General features: G+C 49.4%; 3 protein-coding genes. All 3 read left to right on the forward strand.

Going from position 1 to position 22555, the window contains the following annotated elements; translation table 11 throughout:
• The first annotated feature begins 15 nt into the window (after positions 1–15).
• The 3 genes from QNM19_RS22510 (at position 16) to QNM19_RS22520 (ending at position 22555) form a co-directional block, all read left to right on the forward strand.
• On the forward strand, positions 16–5523 hold the full coding sequence (locus tag QNM19_RS22510; protein WP_284027236.1) for an SDR family NAD(P)-dependent oxidoreductase: 5508 nt from the start codon (positions 16–18) through the stop codon (positions 5521–5523).
• A complete protein-coding gene (locus tag QNM19_RS22515) occupies positions 5520–6851 on the forward strand; it encodes an FAD-dependent oxidoreductase (RefSeq protein WP_284027237.1) in 1332 nt (443 codons plus the stop codon). Before QNM19_RS22510 ends, QNM19_RS22515 begins: the two co-directional genes overlap by 4 nt.
• A gap of 80 nt (positions 6852–6931) precedes the next feature.
• Positions 6932–22555: a non-ribosomal peptide synthetase gene (locus tag QNM19_RS22520; RefSeq protein WP_284027238.1), complete on the forward strand. Its 15624-nt coding sequence runs from the start codon at positions 6932–6934 to the stop codon at positions 22553–22555.

Below are 22555 nucleotides of genomic sequence, written 5' to 3' on the forward strand. Positions count from 1 at the left end.
CAGGTATAACAGCCAATGAGCACGTATAACAACAATAACAATTTAGAGGACGCCATCGCGATCGTCGGTATGTCATGTCGGTTCCCGGGTGCGGACACGGTTGATCAATTCTGGCACAACCTGGTTAACTCCGTTGAGTCCATCAACACCTTGAGTCCGGAAGAGCTGAAGCAAAAAGGTGTGAGTCAGGAAACGTTGGATAAGCCTAATTTTGTCAGAGCATGTGCAGAGCCAGCTCAGCCAGATGCTTTTGATGCAGGCTTCTTTGGCATTAGTCCGGAAGAAGCGAAGATCATGGATCCGCAACAACGTTTGTTTCTGGAGTGTGCCTGGCAAGCCATAGATTCAGCTAACATCAGCATTGATAACTATCGCGAGCGATTTGGTGTCTTTGGTGGGGTCAGTTTGCCTTACTACATGATCTATCATTTGCCACATTTACAGCCAAACTACTTTAACCCGTTAGATGGTAAGTTTTCGCAGAATATGTTCATTGGACTTGGGAATGATAAGTCTTATGCGTGTAGCCGGGTTTCTCACAAGTTGAACCTGACGGGCCCCAGTGTGAATGTCGATGCTGCTTGTGCCACCTCACTGTTTGCGGTTCATCTGGCCTGCAAATCTCTACTTGAATTTGAGTGTGATGCGGCGGTGGCTGGTGGTGCTAAAGTGTTGGCACCAACTGGGCTGGGTTATTTGTATGAAGAGGGAGGCACGACGTCTCCCGATGGTAAGATATATTCGTTTGATGCCCGCGCAAATGGGACCGTTTTTTCAAGCGGTGCCGGTGCAATTACACTGAAACGGCTTGAAACAGCGTTGGCAGATGGGGATGAAATCCATGCTGTTATCCGGGGAACGGCTATCAGCAATGATGGTGCGGATAAAATGGCTTTCACCGCACCGAGTTTCTCAGGTCAACGTCAGGCCATCATAGACGCACATACGTTTGCAGATATTGAAGCAGATTCCATCTCTTATGTTGAAGCGCATGGTACGGGCACGCCAATGGGAGATCCTATTGAAATTAGTGCGCTGACAGCCGCTTTTGCTCAGTCCACAGAACGCACTGGCTATTGTGCGCTTGGTACATTAAAGCCTAATGTGGGTCATATGGAAGCCGCAGCCGGTGTGGCGGGTATCATTAAAACCGTGATGGCGCTGAAGCATAAACAGATCCCTGCCACATTGAATTTTGAGCAACCGAATCCGGCCATTGATTTTGCCAATAGTCCGTTTTACGTGTGCGACCAATTAACGTCGTGGCCGTCATCTGACACGCCGCGTCGTGCCGCAGTGAGTTCATTTGGAATGGGTGGACAGAATGCGCATGCGGTGCTGGAAGAGTTTGTTGATTCGCGCGTGTCTGAGCCAAGTGACAACACGCAATTACTGCTGCTATCTGCCAAGTCAGAAGGGTCAGTCGAGCAAGGGTGTGTGAATCTAGGCGACTACCTTAATGATAACGCTCAGATCGAGCTGGCTGATGCGGCCTTCACCTTAGCAAAAGGTCGGTGTCAATTACCGCGCCGTCGTGCCATTGTTGCTAAAAATCGTGCCCATGCTCTGTCATTACTATCTAATCCGGACAGCAGTGAGGTTTTGTCCGGCGCAGTGAAAGGGGATGCCGCTAAAGTTTCATTTATGTTTCCGGGGCAGGGGTCACAACATCTCGCGATGGCACATGCTTTGTACCAAAAGGAAACGGTATTTCGCGATGCATTCAATCAATGTGCAGCGCTATTTAAACCACAACTTGGTTTGGATCTGGCTTCTATCATCTACACCAGTGACGCACAAGATTTACGGATTAACGAGACGCGTTATACCCAGCCGGCTTTATTCGCTGTTGAATATGCTCTGGCGCAACAATGGCTGCATTGGGGTGTGAAACCTGACGCTATGATTGGTCACAGTATTGGTGAGTACGTCTGTGCCTGTGTATCTGGCGTGCTGTCTTTAGCTGATGCTATTCGTCTCATCGCCGCCAGAGGGCGACTCATGTACTCAGCAGAGCCAGGTGATATGTTGTCCGTTGCGTTATCCGCACAGGATGTCACCCGTTATCTGATTGAGGGTCTTGATATTGCGGCGGTCAATGCACCTGAACTCACCGTTGTTTCGGGTCCCGCAGAACAGATCGCTGCGATGTCACAGCGCCTGGCTGCTGATCAGGTGAGTCATCAGAAATTACACACCTCCCATGCATTTCATTCTGCCATGATGGCACCTATTTTAGCTGACTTTGAAGCTGAGTTTGCGGGCATCACTTTGCACGCACCCAGTATTCCATTTATCAGCAACATCACCGGTGACTGGATCACGGAGCAGCAAGCTACAGATCCTAAGTATTGGGTTAATCATCTACGCAGTGCAGTGCTATTCAGTGATGGCGTAGCCAAACTGATGGCCCAACAACATCTATTACTTGAAGTCGGGCCTGGACAGACGCTTTGCCAGCTGGCAAGAAAGCACGGTGAATACAAACCAGCCATTATTGCGAGTCAAAACCGGGTACAGTCGAGTACCTGTGCGCAACATGATTTGTACACGGCGGTAGGCAAACTCTGGCTCGCCAATGGCACTGTAGATTGGGATGCATTTTACGGCGCTGAGCTACGCAAAAAAGTGAGGCTGCCAAGCTATGCATTTGAGCGAACCAAGTTTTGGCTCAAGGCACAAAACTGGAATGAGCAGGTGCCACAATATAATGAGGGCCGACAAGCGTTTAAAGATTGGTTTTATACGCCAAATTGGCATCGTCACAGCGCGGTAGTCTCATCGCCTGCACTGTATCAGCAGTTGCATGAGGGTCAACATTGGCTGGTGTTTGCCGATCAGGAAGCATTGGCACAGCCTGTGCTCCTGGCTTTGCAAGCTGCAGGAATAAAAATAACCTTGGTTGGAGCGGGCGAGGAATTAAGCCTGGTCGCAGGCGACATGTCGACCATAGATCCGGCTCAGGCATCACATTATCATCATCTGATAGAGTGGCTTGCAGACAGTGATACGCCTGTTTCCCGCGTTGTGCATATGTGGAATCTACACTCTGCGGTCAGCGAAGACGTGGAGCAGCAGAACCAACTGAGTTTCTACAGTTTGATTTATCTGGCCCAGGCATTGCAAAAATTGCCTCATGACATTGGGTTGGATCTGGTTTCAAATGGTGTTCATGAGGTATTGGGTAGTGAGACCCTGACACCACTCAAGGCCAGCATGATTGGGCCATGTAAAACTATCCCGTTAGAGTATAGTGCGTTGACCTGTCGTCATATTGATTTGGCTTATGGTGCATCACCACAGGATATTCGCCTGCTTGTAGAGCAATTATTGACGGCTCAACCCGCAGACTCCGACGAGATGGATACTGTGGCTATCAGAAACGGGCACTATTGGACGGAATGTTATACAGAAACGCCGTTAGCTGAGGCGCTGCCAGCTGAACTGACACCAGGCGGTGTTTATTTGATCACGGGTGGATTGGGTGGCATAGGCCTGGTGTTTGCTAACTATCTGGCTAAAACCTGCCAGGCAAAATTGGTGCTTACTACGCGCCAGACATTACCTGCCCAGGCAGACTGGGAAGCCATCGTGGCTGATCCCTCTCAACCACAGTCCCTGATCAGCAAATTAAAGTCGCTATTGGCACTCATAGCGCAGGGCGCTGAGGTGCTGGTGGTTGCGGCTGATGTTAATCAGCGAGAAGAGGTCGAAACAGTTTTAGCACAGACGCTCGATAGATTTGGACAACTCAATGGGATGATGCATTCAGCCGGGATCGCGGGTGATGGCATCATTGAATTAAAGACCAAAGAGGTGTCGGATCAGGTTCTAAAACCCAAAATCCAGGGCACGCAGAACTTATTAGACGTGACACGCTCATACTGGCAGCAGCATCCGGCAGATTTTATTGTGCTTAACTCATCAGCTTATGCGGTGACCAGTGGCATTGGCCAGGTTGATTACTGCGCGGCCAATAATGTGATGAACAAGCTCGCGCTGAAGGCCCGCCAACAGGGGTTACCTGTGACCAGTGTGTGTTGGGGTCCCTGGGCGAATGTTGGTATGACTGCGGGTCGGTTTACATCAACAGTAGAAGCACAAAATGTTGCCTGGTTAGATAGTTATACGCCAGTATCACACCCATTGCTGAAGGGGCATCGTACGCTTGCGGATGGCCAGCTTGAGTATGCGATTGAAGTACCAGTTGACCATTGGCTGGTGGAAGAGCATCAGGTTGCGGGACGTCCGGCGTTGCCGGGTACCGCGTTACTGGACTTGATCAACACTGCCGCGCAAATGAGCTTAGCGACGACTGGCGCGTTCACGGGCGTACAGCTGCAAGATATTCATTTCCTGGAACCGGTTTGGGTTGAACAAACACCTAAGCAGTTAATTTTGACTTTAACAGAGCTGTCAACAGGCTACGAAGTGTCACTATTTGACAACCAAGATGTGGCTAAGAAGCCATTACTACTTGGTCGTGTCTTAACATGCAATGCGCCTCAGTCGTTGCCAACCTTGGCGACGATGCAAACTCAGTATGCTGAGCAAACACTTTCTTTTACTGGCTCACCGCAAAGCGCGCTGCCAGGAAAGGAGGCCGTTGTTCAGTTCGGTCGTCGCTGGCATAGCATTCAGCAGGTAGGGATGAGTGAGCAAGGTGCGGTGTGTGAGTTTGCGTTAGCTGATGATTTGTCCTCTGACTGTAACGAATATCGACTGCACCCAGCCCTGTTGGATCTGGCGACTGGGATAGTCAACATCCATTGGTTGAAAGCACTACAAAACGACCCTCAACAGCAATATTTACCTGCCGGGTATCAGAATATTCAGGTCTATGGTGATTTGCCGTCACATATTTACTCTGTGAATCGTCTGAACGCGACATCAACGGAGCAGCTATTGAGCCTGGACATCGATATTTATGATGCTGAGGGCTCCTTACTGGTCCAGGTAGCGGGTTTCCGCCTGGCCAGAATTGAAGCACAGCGCTTCACTGAGAGTGCATCAGACACGGTGCAAGCCAGTGCTGATGACGAATTTGAGGGCATACAAGTTGAAGAGGGTATCACTGCTTTTGAGCGTATTTTGATGCAACCGGGCTTAGGACAAATCGTGGTGTCGCCACAGGATCTTAACTTGTTGCTCGCGCAAGCCGGTGAAGCACCAACAGGTCCTGAGGATGTCCAGGACAAGCTGGAACGTCCAGATATTGACACCGAGTACCAGCAGCCGAGTAACGAAACCGAACAGCAATTAACGGATGTATGGAGTGCATTACTTGGCCTGCAACGCATCGGGGTTAATGACGACTTCTTTGAACTGGGTGGAGACTCACTGATCGCAACTAAGTTAGTGAGCGCCATTCGCAGTAACCTGGATGTAGACGTCACACTAGGTCAGGTATTTGGTAAGCCTACGATAGCCCAGCTAGCTGAACATATTGCCCTGAGTCAGTGGGCGAGCGCTGGTAATGAGACAAATGAAAGTGAAACAGAACGAGAGGAAGGCGAATTATGATCAAGGCCGAACAAGCTCAATTCCAGACAGTTATTATTGGCGGCGGACCTGCCGGAACAGGCCCCCTGGTCTATGGAGGCTGGAGCGGTCGTCTGGCGGAGCTACTGGATCGAGGCGTTGCCTTAGTGGAACAGTCCAGCGAATTGTGTGTTGGGAAACTGTCAAAATATCAGGTGACAGCCAATACCGCTGCCAGTGATTTTATTGATTTTTTAATGCCTGAGGCGGCGGCAGCAGTGTTTCCAAAAACACGAGGCTCGGATGTGTATCAAACGCTGTTGAACCAGAAGTCGGAGTTACTGCCTTTGCCTGAAATTGGCAAGCTACTAAAAATGGCCGGTGAGGATCTGGCTGAGACTTTTTCTGCTTATCCGCAATCGGAGCTCTTTTTAGGCTGGTCAGTGAGTAAAGTTCAACAGCTGGCAAATGGTCAGTATCAGGTGCAGTTACTGAATGCACAAGGAGAGAATCAAACCATCCAGGCTAAGCAAGTGCTATTGGCAACCGGTGGCACACCTACAGCTTATAAACAAACGGGCAAGCGGGTGCATGAATTAGCGCAACAAGCGGGTGCTGAAGCCAACCCATTGATCATGTCTTCAGAGGAACTGCTAACGGAAAGCGGACTACAAACGGCTGATATGTGGCTGAATCATTATGATGATCCACAAGTGGTTATCGTTGGCGGGTCTCACAGCGCATTCTCGTCAGCCTGGCTATTAAACCGCCTCGAGGACAGTGACTTCGAGCCTGATGATGGTCAAATCAAGATAGTACATCGGGCACCTATTAAGGTCTGGTATGAGTCGGCTGAGCAAGCCAGGCAAGACGGGTATCACGATTTCTCGGAGCAGGATATCTGTGCGAGCACTAAGAATGTGTTTTACCTGGCTGGTTTGAAGGGAGATGCGAAACAGTTGTATCGCGAGATAGCTGGCCTGGATGAGCAGAACAAGTGCGATGGCATTGAGCTGTTGTGTCATGCCTCTACAGAGCAGGCGCTGTCAGATAATCGTATCGACTGGGAAAATGTTGCATTGGTGATTTTCGCGGGTGGTTATGATTTTTCTGATATCAAAATTGAAAACCCGCTGGGGGGAGACATCTCACTGCAAGGTCATTTTACCGGGCGCTATGTTAATGAGCAGCTCATGGTACTGGATTCATTAGGCAACCCTATCGACGGCCTCTTCGCTGCGGGCCTGGGTACAGGGTTCTCACTGACTAAATATGGCAGTGGAGAATCAAGCTTTAAGGGACAAGAACACAGTGTTTGGTTTTGTCATCACGATATGGGTGAATCTTTGTTCAAGTTGTTTGTGGATTAAGTGTAGCCGTGCGGCTAAATAACATCACCAGCGAAAGCATGCTTACCAATAAATTATAAAAATATAAGCGAATCAAGTTAATGAAAATATCTAAATTGCTACTTACTCTCTCTCGGCAGGACATCAAATTGTGGGTGGAAGACGGAGGGCTGAAATTCAGTGCACCGGAAGGTCGTTTTACGGCTGAGTTGAAGCAGCAAGTAAAAGCGAACAAAGCCGAAATTATCGCGTTTTTACAGCAAACGAGCTTATCCCCTTCGAGCGCTGAACTTCCTGTGGTTGAGCGGACCGAACGCATGGCGCTGTCGGTTAACCAGCAAAGCATCTGGGCTGCATGTCAAGTACAGGATAACCTGTCAATTTACAATGTAGTATCCAGTGCCATTATGGAAGAAGAGGTTGATGCTGAAGTATATTCCGCTGCGTTGCAGCGAGTGATTTCAGGTCATGAAGTGTTCCAGACACGTATTCTGCAAGAAGCCGGCGTACCTTATGTACAATTGGTATCAGACCAGAAAGCTCGCTTAATTACTAAAGACTTCAGTAGTTTGAGTCTGGAACAGGCTGATCACGCTGTCAGACAAGTGATCGACGTTGAAGAGTCTCACCATTTTGATTTTGCCAATGAACCACTGGCTCGATTCCACTTAATCAAATTGCCTCAGCAGCGCTCTATCGTTGTTTTTAACATTCACCATATCATTTGTGATGCTTATTCTTTGGGTCTGCTAGCTGAGTCGATGGCGACGTGTTATCAGGCAATGCGTGATCAGCAACCGTATGAACAACCAGACTATCCGCGCCAATATGCAGACTTTGCTCAGTGGCAGCGTGATTTAGTCGAACAGGGTAAACTTGATGGCCAGCTGACCTATTGGCGGGATACCTTATCAGGCTTGGCACCGTTGTTAGAGGTTGAAACTGATTTCCCGCGTACCTCTGCGCGCAGTCATCATGGTAAAACCTTGTCAGGCACCATATCTGCACCGGTTGCAGCGCGACTGAATGAGGTTGCCAGACAGCACGGCGTGACTTTTTACAGTCTGATGCTTGGGATATACAACATCTTACTCAGCATCTATTCTGGTAGTCGTGATATTGCTGTGGGGACGCCGGTTGCAAACCGTACACACCCTCAGACACAAAAATTAGTCGGTTACTTTGTCAATACCATAGTAATGCGCAATCAGGTAGACCCGGCACTATCGTTTGCTGATTTCATTAAGTCTGTGAAGGAGCAAGTCTTCAATGGACAGGCAAACCAGGACCTGCCTCTGGTTAGTTTGCTGCAAGAACTCGACATTGAAACCAGTAACAGTTTCTCGCCTTTGTATCAGTTTTCTTTTGTATTTAACAATGCAGAGCAAGTAACCAAAGCGCTAGCAGAAGAGAATCAGCAGTACACTGACAATGATGGGATTGTATCTCATGCTGCGATTGATGATCTGAGTCTTCAGATCAAAGATTGGGTTGACGGACTGAATGTCAAATTGACCTACAAAACGGATCTGTTCCTGCCACAGACTGTCGAGCGAATGATTGCGCATTTCATTTATCTGGCAGAGTGCGTTGCTGAATCGGCAGACATTAGTGTATCGAGCTTGTTGTCTGGCTTGCCTCCTGTGCAACGCGAGCTGCTGAGCGACTTCAGTGGAGTTGGCGCGTTTGAGTTCAGCCAGCAACTTATCCATCAACAGTTCAGTGAACAGAGTCTTCGCACTCCGACCCAGCGTGCCGTTGAGATGGGCGAACAAGTGCTGACTTATCAGCAATTAGAGCAACGTGCCAATCAGATAGCTCATTGGTTACGTGAGCAAGGCGTAAGACCCGAGCAGGGCGTAGGCATTTGTGCACAGCGCTCAGTGGATGTGGTGGCAGGCTTTCTGGGTATCCTGAAAGCTGGTGCGGTGTTTATCCCAGTTGATCCACGCTTACCTGCAGCACGCAAGGCTAGTATTGTTTCTGCATCTGGCATGCAACTGCTGCTGGTTGATCAAGAAAATAGTGAAGATGCCAGCACTTTGGGCGTGCACAGTCAGGTACTGAATTCAACACTGGCTGCGGACTATGCAGACACGGTCCCCACTGTGCCGCTTAGTGCACACAATGCCGCATACTTGCTCTATACATCAGGTACCACCGGCAAACCCAAAGGCATTACCGTCAGTCATACAGGGATTGTTAATCTGGCTAAGTCGCAAGCTGAGTTGTTCCGCTTATCAACGCAAAGTCGCGTATTACAGTTTGCTTCAATGGGCTTTGATGCCTGGATTTCAGAGGTATGTGTCACGTTATATGCGGGCGCCACACTGTGTTTGTTCCCGCAAGATGAGCTAATGCCAAGTCACGCACTGAACCAACAGCTTATCGATCAAGCTATCAGCCACTTTACTATGCCACCGTCAGCATTGGCCATTTTACCAAGTGAAGGCATGACAGGCGTTACTGTGGTCTCTGCAGGTGAATCTTGTTCTCCTGAGGTTGCGGATAAATGGAGTGAACACAATCACTTCATCAATGCATATGGCCCCAGTGAAGCAACAGTGTGTACCTCAGTTTATCACTATCAATATCAACAGTCAGAAGTCAGTGTCAGCATTGGTAAACCGATTAACAATACCAGTGTCTATGTCCTTGATGAGCAAGGTATGCAAGTGCCTATTGGGGTGAGAGGTGAACTCTATATTGCCGGTGAAGGTTTGGCACGCGGGTACACAGACAACCCGGCATTGAGTGCCGAAAAGTTTTTGCCAGACCCATTTAGTCACCTGCCCGGTGCCCGTATGTATCGCAGTGGCGATATCGTGCGTATGCGCCATGACGGTAACCTGGAGTTCCTGGGTCGTAATGATAAGCAAGTCAACATTCGTGGATTTCGCATCGAATTAGATGAAATCACACGTACGCTACAAGCGTGTGAACAGGTTCGAGATGGTGTTGCCGTTGACGTTGCGCTGGCATCTGGTGATACGGCTGTGGTTGCTTATTATGTGGCTCAGACTGACACAAATGAAGATAGCACAGCTATTAAACTTCAGCTAAAACAGCAATTACCAAACTACATGGTACCGCTGGCATTTGTACCTTTGCCTGAGCTGCCGCTCACCATCAACGGTAAAGTGGATAAATCACAGCTGCCTTTGCCGGAGTTTTCTTCTCAGGCGCGCAATGAGCGGGCAATGAGTGAGCTTGAGCAACAAGTTGCAGATTTATGTTGTGAAGTGATGCAGCTAGAATCAATCGACCCGGATCAGAGCTTTTCCGAGCTGGGGGGACACTCTTTGATGATCAGTCTGTTCACAGCACGACTGAAAGAGAAAATGAATGTGGAGCTGCCCACACGGATATTGTTTGAAAATGATTCCGTGGCGCAAATCGCCAAGTTGATTGACAGTGGTTTATACCAAAGGCGTTCGGTCAGGCAACCCATAGTTAAAGCATCGAAAAGTGAACGTACTCAGCTGTCATTAATGCAGCAGCGTCTGTGGTTTGTCTGTCGAATGAACAGCGACAGCCCGGCTTATCATATTCCGGTGATCATTCGACTGACAGGCAGTTTGGATAAACAGGCATTGCATGATGCCTTACTTGAAATCCAGGGCCGCCATGATGTATTGCGAACTACGTTTGTCGAGATGAACGGTATTCCTTCGCAGTTAGTGCGCAAGAAAGCCAAACTGACCTTACCTCTGGTTTCGTTGTCAGAGCAGTTGCAGCAAACGCAAGACGAGCAGGCGCGGATGGCCATTTGTATGGCCCAAGTGGGTGAGGAAATTGAAAAGCCTTTTGAACTATTAAATAAGCCGCTAATACGTGCAGCGTTGTTTGAGTTGCAAGAGCAAGACCATATTCTGTGCGTTACTTTACACCACCTGATCTCCGATGGCTGGTCTGTTGGTAACTTTATGAATGAGCTCAATGTGTTACTGCAAGCTAACAAGCAACAAGAAGCCGTACCACTCCCCGAGCTGACAGTACAATACAGTGATTTCGCAGCATGGCAACGTAACCTGATTCAGGATAAGGTGCTGGACACGCAGCTGAGCTATTGGCAAGAGCAGCTGAACGGTATCCCCACTTTGCTAGCCTTGCCAAGCGACAAGCCCCGCCCGGCAGTGCAGAGTCATCGTGGTGCGACTCATACCGTCACTTTGCCAAAGTCTCTGAGTAATGAGCTAAGGCAGTGGACTCAGCAGCATGGGGTTAGCATGTTTATGGGCCTATTGGGGGCGTTTCAATTACTGCTGGCCCGTTATTCCGGGCAACAGGATATTGTGGTGGGAAGCCCCGTCGCAAACCGGACGCACACCGAAGTGGAGCCCCTAATCGGTTTCTTTGTTAATACCATAGTACTGCGTAATGAGATTGACGAAGATAGCAGTGTGGATGCGTTTATTGAGCAGGTTAAAAATACCTGTATTCAGGCGTTCAGCCACCAGGATTTGCCCTTTGAAATGTTAGTTGAACACCTGAATCCGGAGCGTTCACCAAGCCACTCACCACTGTTTCAGGTTATGTTTAACCAGGAAGACACCATCAATGCAACACCGAATGATGTCGGACTGGCTATGCAGAATGTACGCAGTTTTAATCCAACTGCGAAATATGATCTCAATGTCGCGTTTAGCCAGCAGGGAGATCAGATTGAGTTTTACTGGGAGTACTGCGTAGATCTGTTTGATCAGGAAACGATTGAGCAGATGAGTCGCCATTACGAAAATCTGTTGATCGGATTTTGCCAGCAGTCAAAGACGGTACTGCGTGACATTGCGCTGATGGCCGATGATGAGACTCAGCAGATGCTGGTGGACTGGAACAGTAATAGCTTGGCGCTGCCAGAAACGCCAATGATCCATCACTTGTTTGAACAGCAAGCGGTGACGTGCCCAACGGCCGTTGCGCTGGTTACAGAAACGCAGGAGTTCAGCTATCAGGCATTGAATCAAGCGGCAAATCAGCTGGCACATTATCTGGTTGAGCAGGGCGTTGCGCCCACAGACAGAGTCGCAATTTGTTTGCCCAGAACCAGCCAGTTGGTGATCGCCACGCTAGCCTGTCTGAAAGCAGGGGCGACTTATGTGCCCATTGATCCAAATTACCCGGCTCATCGCATTGAATTTATGATGACGGATTCGCAAGCGAGTGTGTTACTGACCAGTGAGCAGCATGCCCATGCGGACTTGCCAGAGGCGCTGACTCGTGTGGATCTGGATACAGATTGGGTTGCACAGCAGCTGGCGCGACAGAGTACAGAAAATCCTGCACTGACAACCTGCTTAGCAGATCAATTGGCATATATCATCTATACCTCAGGATCAACGGGTCAGCCAAAAGGCGTTTGTATTGCTCATCGCTCTGCCGTGGCCATGCTGCAGTGGGCACAAGACTACTTTAGTGTTGCTCAGTTGCGTCGTGTGCTGGCGACCACATCGGTGTGTTTTGACCTCTCTATATTTGAAATGTTTGCCCCGCTATCAAGCGGCACCACAGTGGTACTTCGGGAAAATATCCTGGCACTGGTCGATGATACCCAGGTGGATGTCTCGGTGATAAACACCGTGCCGTCTGCGCTGGAACAATTGATAGCACTTAAAGCGTTACCAGCCTCGACAGAGCTCGTACTGGTTGCCGGAGAGGCACTTAAACTATCAACCGTGACCGCATTTTATGACGCTTATCCAGATCTGCGTTTGTTTAACTTATATGGGCCGTCGGAAGACACCACCTACTCAACTGTCGCAGAGGTACGTCCGGATGATAAGTATGGCGTGACGATTGGTAAGCCAATTAACAACACGCATGCGTATGTGCTGGATAAATATATGCGTCCAACCCCAGCGGGGGTTGCTGGTGAGCTTTACCTGGCGGGGGCTGGAGTCACTCAGGGCTACTGGCAACGTGCTGAGCTGACGGCACAAAACTTTATACCTAACCCATTTGCCTCCGAGCAGGGGGACCGACTGTATCGTACGTCAGACATAGTGACCTATACCCGGGAGGGCGAGATCCGCTATCTCGGACGAGATGACAGACAGATTAAGATACGTGGTTACCGTATTGAGGTCGGAGAAGTTGAGCACCTGATTTTGCAACATGATTCCGTGTCACAGGCTGTGGTCGTTGCTAAATCGCCTACTCATAGTGATGATGACACGGTTGCAGCGCAGCAGGGCAATACGTATCTGGCTTGTTACATGGTGGCAAATTCGTCATCCTCGGCGTTTTGCGAGCAGACACTGACAGAGTATCTGTTGCAATACTTGCCGGAATACTTTGTACCAAGTGTGTTTGTGACGTTAGACAGCTTGCCGTTGACACCGAATGGGAAAGTGGATCACCGTGCCTTACCTGAGCCTGACATGGCGAAAGACGTTGAGCAGCAAGAGTATGTTGCTGCGGAAACTCAGACCGAGCAGGCATTGGTAACCATTTGGCAGTCGCTGTTGCAAAAAGAACAGATAGGCATGGTCGACAACTTCTTTAGCCTGGGTGGTCACTCATTGCTTGCGATGCAGCTGGTGAGTCAGGTTCAGCAAGCGTTATCTGTGCGTATTCCATTAAACACCTTGTTCAACCATCCCACGATCCGAGCGTTGGCACAATTTATTGATCAGCAAGAAACTGACAGTGCCGAAATAGAAGCATTGCCACAATTAACGCATGATGCCAAAGATAAATTTGAACCGTTTGCGCTGACTGATGTTCAGCATGCGTACTGGCTAGGTCGCTCTGTGACGATGAAGATGGGTAACATAGGGACCCACACTTATCAGGAGTTTGACTTTGACAGTTTAGATGTGGCGCAGATGCAGCAAGATTTTAACTTGCTTATCCAGCGTCATGACATGATGCGTATGATAGTCAATGATCAAGGTCAGCAGCAGGTGCTTGAGCATGTTGATGACTATGTACTGGATTATCAGGATATTTCATTGCAAAGTGCTGAGCAGCAGCAGGCCATATTGCTTGCCCGCCGGGATGAGATGTCTCACCATGTTTTCGAACCAGCAAGCTGGCCACTGTTTGATATTCGAGTGATAAAAATTAGTGAGACGCAGTATCGTCTTTACTGGAGCTTTGATGGCTTGTTGTTTGACGGTGCCAGTCACCGTATTCTGGGCCGCGAGTTGTTACTCTTAAATCAAGGCAGAGCGGATCAACTTCAACCTCTTGAGGTGACTTTCCGTGACTATGTGCTGGCAGAGGAACAGCTGAAGGACAGCCAGGCCTATAAACAGGCCAGAGATTACTGGCTGGCCAGGGTACCAGAGCTTCCTCTTGCCCCGGGTCTGCCGCTGGCGAAAGACCCTGAACAAGTTGACAAACCGGTCTTTAATCGCCGTCGTTTCATGCTGTCTGGCGAGCAGTGGACTAGCCTGAAAGAACTGGCGGCAACGCTTAATGTAACGCCGACAGTATTGCTGGTTAGCGCCTTTTCAGAAATCATTATTCTGTGGAGTAAGCAGCCTCGCTTCAGTTTAAACCTGACTTTATTTAATCGTTTGGCAATGCATGAACAGGTGAATGACATTATTGGTGATTTCACCTCTTTGACTTTGCTGCAAGTAGAGCATGATAGTAGTCAGTCATTTGCACAACGATGCCACACGTTACAAGCACAGTTATGGCAGGATTTGGAACACCGTTTGTTTGGCGGTATAGAAGTACAGCGCGCATTGAGAAGTCATTACGGTACCGAAGCCAGCACAGAGATCCCGGTCATATTTACCAGCTTACTGGGACTCAGTGGCGACGGTCAGGATGATGCTAAACAGGCTGGTAAAATGAGCCAGGGCTTTGGTGTGTCACAAACCTCTCAGGTGTGGCTGGACCACCAGGTTGGTGAAATTGACGGACAATTGGAATTGAACTGGGATGCCGTGGAGGAGTTGTTCCCAAGTGGCATGCTAGATGAAATGTTTGAGTCTTATCAGGGCTTAATTTTCGGTCTGGTTGAACAGGCATCTTTATCTCAGCAAAATACGGTCGTTGAGTTGCCTGAGGCCCAATGGGCACGACGCCAGCAGGTAAATGCGACCACTGGCGCAGAATCGGGCCTGCTGATGCAACAAGCGTTCGAGCAGCAAGTTCAGCAAACGCCTGATGCCATAGCGGTGATCCAGCAAGCAACCACAGTGAGCTATCAACAGCTGGATAATGCTGCAAATCATCTGGCGACTCAGCTCCAGGCTCATGCCAAACAGAGCAAACCGCTTATTGCCATAGTGATGGAGAAAGGCTGGGAGCAGGTCGTGGCTGTTATGGCTGTCCTTAAAGCTGGTTATGCTTACCTGCCAATTGACGCAAACAACCCGACACAGCGGATTGAACAGCTGCTGGAGCTAGGTGACGTTGAACAATTGATCACACAGCAGCAATTTTCAGCCAGGTTGCAGCAGGCTAAATGGGCCAATAAATATCACTGCCACAGTATCACTGAAGATCTGCTGAGCGTGTCTCAAATGGCAAAGCCCACGATAGAGACAACGCCACAGTCTCTTGCCTATGTGATCTTTACTTCCGGCTCTACTGGCACACCAAAAGGTGTGGTGATTGATCACCGTGGTGCTGTTAATACCATAGATAGCATGAACGATGACTTTGCAGTGACAGCACAAGATAAGATACTTGGCTTATCTGCATTGAACTTTGATTTGTCCGTATACGATATTTTTGGTCCCTTGTCTGTTGGCGGCACTTTGGTGTTACCGGCAGCCACTCTTGCTAAAGATACAGAACACTGGCATCAACAGGTGCTGCAACATGGTGTAACTTTATGGAATACCGTGCCTGCTTTGATGCAACTATATGTGGATTATGTCGACACGATTGGTGCACCATTACCAGTATCGCTGCGCCAGGTGCTGATGAGTGGAGACTGGATCCCGCTCTCGTTACCATCGCGTATTAAAGCTTTGTCCCCAACGACTCAGGTATGCAGTTTGGGTGGTGCAACGGAAGCCTCTATCTGGTCAATTAGCTATCCAATTGATGAGGTTGCCGCTGACTGGCACAGTATCCCGTATGGTAAGCCTATGCGTAACCAGACTTTCCATGTAATGCGAAGCGATTTTTCCCATTGTCCGGATCTGGTTGCCGGAGATCTGTATATCGGTGGCATTGGTGTTGCAAAAGGGTATTGGCAAGACCAGGAAAAAACGGCTGCGAGTTTCCTGACGCATCCTGAAACCGGCGAAATCTTGTATCGCACCGGTGATATGGGACGCTACCTAACAGATGGCAATATTGAATTCTTAGGTCGGGAAGACGCTCAGGTTAAAATTGCCGGGTACCGTATTGAGTTAGGTGAAGTTGATGCCGGTATTGTCCGTCACCCGCGTGTTGCACAGAGCTTGACGTTGGCTGTTGGTGAAGAGCAAAAGAGCCGCAGACTGGTGAGCTATGTGGTGCTAAACCCATTGCCAACTGAACCGGATACCTGTCCTGAGATGATCCAGGATCCGCTTGAGCGGACCCTGTTTAAACTTAAAATGCCTGGCCTGAGAACCATTGAGGCAGCTCAAGCCGAGTTAGCTTTACCTGAAGTGTCGGGTACATCTGTATCCTTAAATTGGCAGGATATCGCTCAGGCGGCTGATGACTTTGATGTGATGGACATGACACAGCTGTCTGCGCTGTTACAGTGTGTTAAGCAGCATCAGGTTGAAGGGGCGACGTTACCTAAGTACTTCTACCCTTCAACGGGTAGCTTGAATGCGGTGCAATTGTATCTCTCACTACGCGACGGTGCTATCTCGGGTATTGCACCAGGCACCTATTATTACGATCCAAGCAAACATGCTTTAGTACAGCTGAGTAACGTTGTCACTCAGGCTGAAGATACACCAATGAGCTTGCATCTGGTGGCAGAAACTGCCGCTATCAACCCTCTGTATGGCACTTTAGGGGCTCGTCTGGCCACTGTTGAAGCCGGGTATATTCAGGGTTTACTTGTGGCTGCAGCTGCAAGTCAGCAAATCAGCTTATCCGCAGTACAATGCACAGAACTAAAACAAGTTTGTCAGCTCAATGACAGTCACCAGGTGGTGATCAGTTTGTCAGGCGGTTATCGTCGTACGAACCTGGATGCCTTGACTGAGCAACCTCGTGTGGTGACAGCATCTGCGCCTGATAGTACGAACCTGGCGATGCCGAGCGTTGAAGTGCCTACAGCCATCCAGCTGGAGTTACTTCACCGTCAGTCATTCCGTCAATTTGATGAAGCACAGAATGTGTCTTTAAATGCGTTGGCTCAAGTAGTTGCGACGCTGAATGCCATGCCGGATGCCGCTCAGTTAAGCTGCTATTTATACGTGAAGCCAAACCGGGTCGATGGTCTGGACGGGGGCTACTATCGTTACTGTCAGCACAGCCATACATTGGCACCTGTGGTGGGTCAGAATGAAGATCCTCATTTCCGCTTCCTGGGAGTGAATGAGGCGATTTATCTGGGAGCAGCTTTTGCCCTGTTCCTCATCGGCGAGGAGCAGGACTTACTGAACGCTGGTGCAGTCGGTCAGCGTTTGTTGAGCAGTTGTACGACACAATCGGTTGGCTTATGTCCAATAGGTAAATTTGAACAGCATGCGCTGTCAGAAGTGATGGCACTGACGGAGCAACGACAGGTACTGCATAGTTTCCTTGGTGGCCATATTAGCAAAGCGCAACTGAGTAACTGGGCGCAGGAGCAAGATCAGGCAAATAGTCCTCAAGCTTTGTTACAAACCTTCCTGGGTCAGCAGGTACCTGAATATATGGTGCCTAAGACGATCATGCTGATAGACCAAATGCCACTGACAAACAATGGCAAAATAGATCGTAAAGCGTTGCCTACGCCTGATTTCTCAGAAGAGCTGAACAACAATTACGTCGCACCGCAAAGCAACACTGAACGTGTGATCTGTGGCGTCTGGGAAGACGTCCTGGGGATGGCGCAAATTGGTATTCATGACAGTTTCTTTAGTATTGGGGGTAACTCGTTGACGGCGATGGAAATCATCGGCCGGATGCAAGAGAAAACGGGTGTCAGAGTACAATTACATCTGTTGTTTGAGCAGCCAACAATACATGAGATTGCTGCGCTGATAGACGAACAAAGCAAAGATGCGCCAGAGCCGGAAGAAGTGCAGCAAAGCTGGGGTGAGTTGGTGCACGATGCTGAAAATCACTTAGCCCCTTTCCCGCTCACTCATGTTCAGCAAGCCTATTGGTTAGGCCGTTCGGATGCGTTTGAACTGGGTAACATTTCTTGTCACAGTTACTCAGAAACGGATTTAAACAGCTATGATCACGCAGAGTTTGAAGCGGGTTTCAACCGTCTCATCCAGCACCACGACATGCTGCGTATGGTGGTGACTGACGATGGCCAGCAACGCTTTGTCGATCATGACTGTTACTACCAGGTCGATTATCAGGATTTGTCGGTGGTCGCAGAGGATGAGGCACAAACACGTTTGATGGCGCAGCGTGAGCGGATGTCTCACCAGGTCCATGATACCAGCCGTTGGCCTTTGTTCGAACTGGCAGTATTCAAAGTTTCGGAACAACAATATCGGATGTTCCTGAGTATTGATCTGTTGTTGGTTGATGGTAGTAGTATGGGCATGCTAGCACGCGATATTGCTCAGCTTGATCAACCGCTTATTAAGCCAGCGTTTACTTTCCGTGATTATGTGATTGCTGAGCAGCAGCTACAACAAACGGCTTTATATCAGGACGCACAAAGCTACTGGCATGAGCGTATCGCGACGATGCCGAATGGGCCGCAATTACCACTGGCTGTTGATCCTGGACAGATTGATAAACCTCGGTTTGTGCGTCATGAGTTTACATTGCCACAAACCCAATGGTCTCAGATGAAGCAGCGTGCGCAGAGTAAGGGCATTACCTCCGCGGTCCTACTGGCGAGCGTATTCTCAGAGGTGCTGGGGTATTGGAGTAAGCACGGTCAGTTCTGTCTGAATCTGACGTTATTTAATCGTCACCCATTTGATCAGGATGTCTTTAAGCTGCTCGGAGACTTTACCTCTTTGATCTTACTTGAGATCGATTGTGTCGAACGACTGAGCTTTGCACAGCGCTGTCAGATTGTACAAAAACGTCTTGCACAGGATCTGGAGCATCGTATGTACAGTGGTGTTGAGGTGCTTCGCAAAATGCAGCAGCAAGATTCATCTGTGAAAATGCCGGTGGTATTCACCAGCTTGTTGGATGTGGGTGGACCTAAAACTGAAGAGGAGACACAAGATCAGGCGGATACCAGCTATGGTATTACGCAAACCTCTCAGGTTTGGCTGGATCATCAGGTCAGAGAGCGCGGTGGTGCATTGCACATGAACTGGGACGTGGTTGAAGGTCTGTTCCCAGAAGGCATGATTGAGGCGATGTTCGAGTGTTACCAGGGGCTACTGATGCAGCTTGCTGAGAATGAGTCACAGTGGTCGGCACCGCTTTCCTTATTACCTGAGGCACAGCAGCAACGTCGTGAACAGGTCAACGCGACAGCACAGTCGTTACCGGGTGGTCTGTTACATCATGGTTTTGAACAACAAGCTGCACGCACACCGGATGCGATGGCATTAATTACCAGTGAGCACCAAATCAGTTATCGGGTGCTGAATGCCAGCAGTAATGCGTTGGCGATGCAGCTCATGAATGATGGGGTTGTACCGGGAGATCGGGTTGCAGTTGCTATGCATAAAGGATGGCAACAAGTGGTAGCTGTGTTTGCCATTCTTAAGGCGGGCGCGACCTATTTGCCGGTTGATGCGCAATTGCCCGATAGCCGCATTGAGCAAATACTGACGCAGGCAGAAGCCAGACTCGTATTAACGCAACCCGAGTTGATCTCGCGACCGTGGGTAGACAATCAGGCGACACGAGCGGTTGATGCTACTTTGCTTAATGCAACAGCAATGAGCAATCCAGCACCTCTGCAACAGGAAACAGATCTTGCTTATATCATCTTTACTTCTGGATCGACCGGCACACCGAAAGGGGTCATGATTGATCATCGCGGCGCTGTGAACACCAATGGCTCTATCAATCAGATGTTTGATGTGTCTTCGACAGATAGGGTATTAGGCCTGTCTTCATTGAGCTTTGACCTGTCGGTATACGATATCTTTGGTTTATTAAGCACTGGGGGCGCTTTGGTGCTGCCCGATGCGGAGCTGGCTAAGGACCCGGCACATTGGTCACAACTGATGCGTGAGCACCAGGTTACAGTCTGGAATACAGTACCGGCATTGATGCAGATACTGGTGGATTATTGTGAGCATACAGATCCATCTGCGATGGCACATGTTCGTCAGGTCATGATGAGTGGTGACTGGATCCCGTTGTCTTTACCTGATGCCATACGCTCACTAAACGCTGACACTGAAGTGACCAGCCTGGGTGGGGCGACCGAAGCGTCAATCTGGTCAATTTACTACCCGGTGGAGCAGGTATCCCCTCAATGGAAGAGTATTCCTTACGGGAAGCCATTAGCAAATCAAACCTATCATGTTTTGAAGCCAGATCTGAGACCTTGTCCGGACTGGGTACCTGGTGAACTTTACATCGGCGGGATCGGGGTTGCGCAAGGCTACTGGCGTGATCAGGAGAAAACGGACAGCCACTTTATCATTCACCCAGATACGCAAGAGCGCTTATATCGCACCGGTGACTTCGGACGTTACTTTGCTGATGGCAATATTGAATTCCTGGGTCGCGAAGATAATCAGGTTAAAGTACAGGGTTACCGAATTGAACTAGGTGATTTGGATGCCGCCCTGAGTCGCCATCCTATGATTGCGAATTCGGTGACATTGGCCCATGGCCAGAACCAACAGAATAAGCAGCTGGTGAGCTACGTCGTGCTTGATCAACCTGAAGCGGACCCGGCAGACACCGTGGACACCATTCAGGATCCGCTGGAGCGTACTTTATTTAAGTTGAAGATGGCTGGGTTGCGTACCCTGGCGCAAGACAGCGTGCTTGTTCCTTTGCCTCTGAACGGCCTGGTTGATTTGTCTGCCCCGGTGCTGAAGCAAAGCTGGGCAAACCCCGTCACAGGCCAAGATTCAGCAAGCCTGACAATCGAGCAATTGTCTGTGGTGTTGTCTGGTGCTAAACAATATCCAGTAGAAGGCGCCTCTGGGCCGAAATACTTCTACCCTTCGACGGGTAGCTTAAATGCGGTTCAGTTGTATCTGAGTGTTGCGGATGGGGTGATTAAAGGCCTGGAAGCTGGCTGCTATTATTATGATCCGCAAGGTCATCAGTTGGCCAAATTGGCTGATGGCAGTGCGCTTACAGAAGGTCAATGTGAGCTACATCTGGTGGTTGAGTCTGAGGCAATAGCGCCACTGTATGGACGCCGTGCTGATGATCTGGCAACGGTCGAAAGTGGTTACCTGGCGGCATTACTGAGTGCCTCGGTGCAGGCGCAAGGCGCTACCTTGAGCCCGGTTGGGGTGCGAGAGGATCTGGGATCACAACTGCAGTTGAGTGACAGTTGTCACTGTGTGATGAGCATGGCACTTGATCAGACACAGGTTCCATGCGGGTCTGTGCAAATGGATACTCAGGCTGCCTCTTCAACGCAGGTTGGCTTACCTGAAGTCTCCTTGCCACAAAGTGGCACTGTCAGCCTGCTGGGTCGTCAGTCGTTCCGTCATTTTGATGACAATATCGTCATCCCTCTGGCGGATCTGGCCACCGTACTTGCTACGGCAGCAGCGGCCAATCCTGATAGCCAGCTTGGAATATACCTGTTTGTTAAGGCCAACCGGATCGACACTCTGGCACAGGGCTATTACCGTTACTGTCCAAAGCAACATGGTTTGATCCTACTTTCAGACAATGAAGATCCACATTTCAGATATTTGGGTGTTAATGAGCAGACCTATTTGCACAGTGCGTTTGCGGTTTACCTGGTTGGTGATGCTACGGCAGGCAGAGTCGCAGCTGGAGTCGTTGGTCAGCGAATTATGACTACCTGCTCAGAGCAAATGATTGGTCTTTGCCCAATCGGATTCCTGAATGATCAAGGCCTGGCAGAGAGCTGGTCTGCTGAACCTGCACACAGCATTGTGCATAGTTTCCTGGGGGGACGTCTGTTCCCTCAACAAGTTCAGCAGTGGGATCAATTGGATCAGGATGAGCAGGGCTTGGTTGGCACATTACAAACTTATCTTGGGCAAAAGCTGCCTGAATATATGGTGCCGAAAGTCATCATGCCATTGCCACAACTTCCTTTGACAGCAAATGGCAAAATTGACCGTAAGGCCTTACCAGTGCCTGACTTCTCCAGTCTGACAATGGAAAATCACGTCGCTGCGCAAAGTGTGCAGGAAAAAGCGCTGGCCGAAATTTGGCAGGATGTGCTGGGGATCAGTAACCCGGGTATCCACGATAACTTTATGGCCAAAGGCGGCAACTCTCTGTCAATTGTGCAACTACAAACACGGATCCGTGCTCAGTTTAAGATCGCGCTGGATCTGCGTCAGTTGTATGAAAGTCAGACGATAGCGGAGCAGGCCAGGTTTATTCAGGCTTCGCTGCAAGACAGCGGCCAAGGTGATCGTGATGATATTCTCACCGTTGCGGATATTAAGGCGATCTCTTTAAAGCAGCAATTGAAACAACGTATTGCTCGTCTCAGCGATGAGCAAGTAACTAGTTTGTTGAATCAACAAACTGATCTTGAAGGTGTATAA

The sequence above is a fragment of the Pseudoalteromonas ardens genome (genome assembly GCF_030125445.1).
In the GTDB taxonomy this organism is placed as follows: Bacteria; Pseudomonadota; Gammaproteobacteria; order Enterobacterales; family Alteromonadaceae; genus Pseudoalteromonas; species Pseudoalteromonas ardens.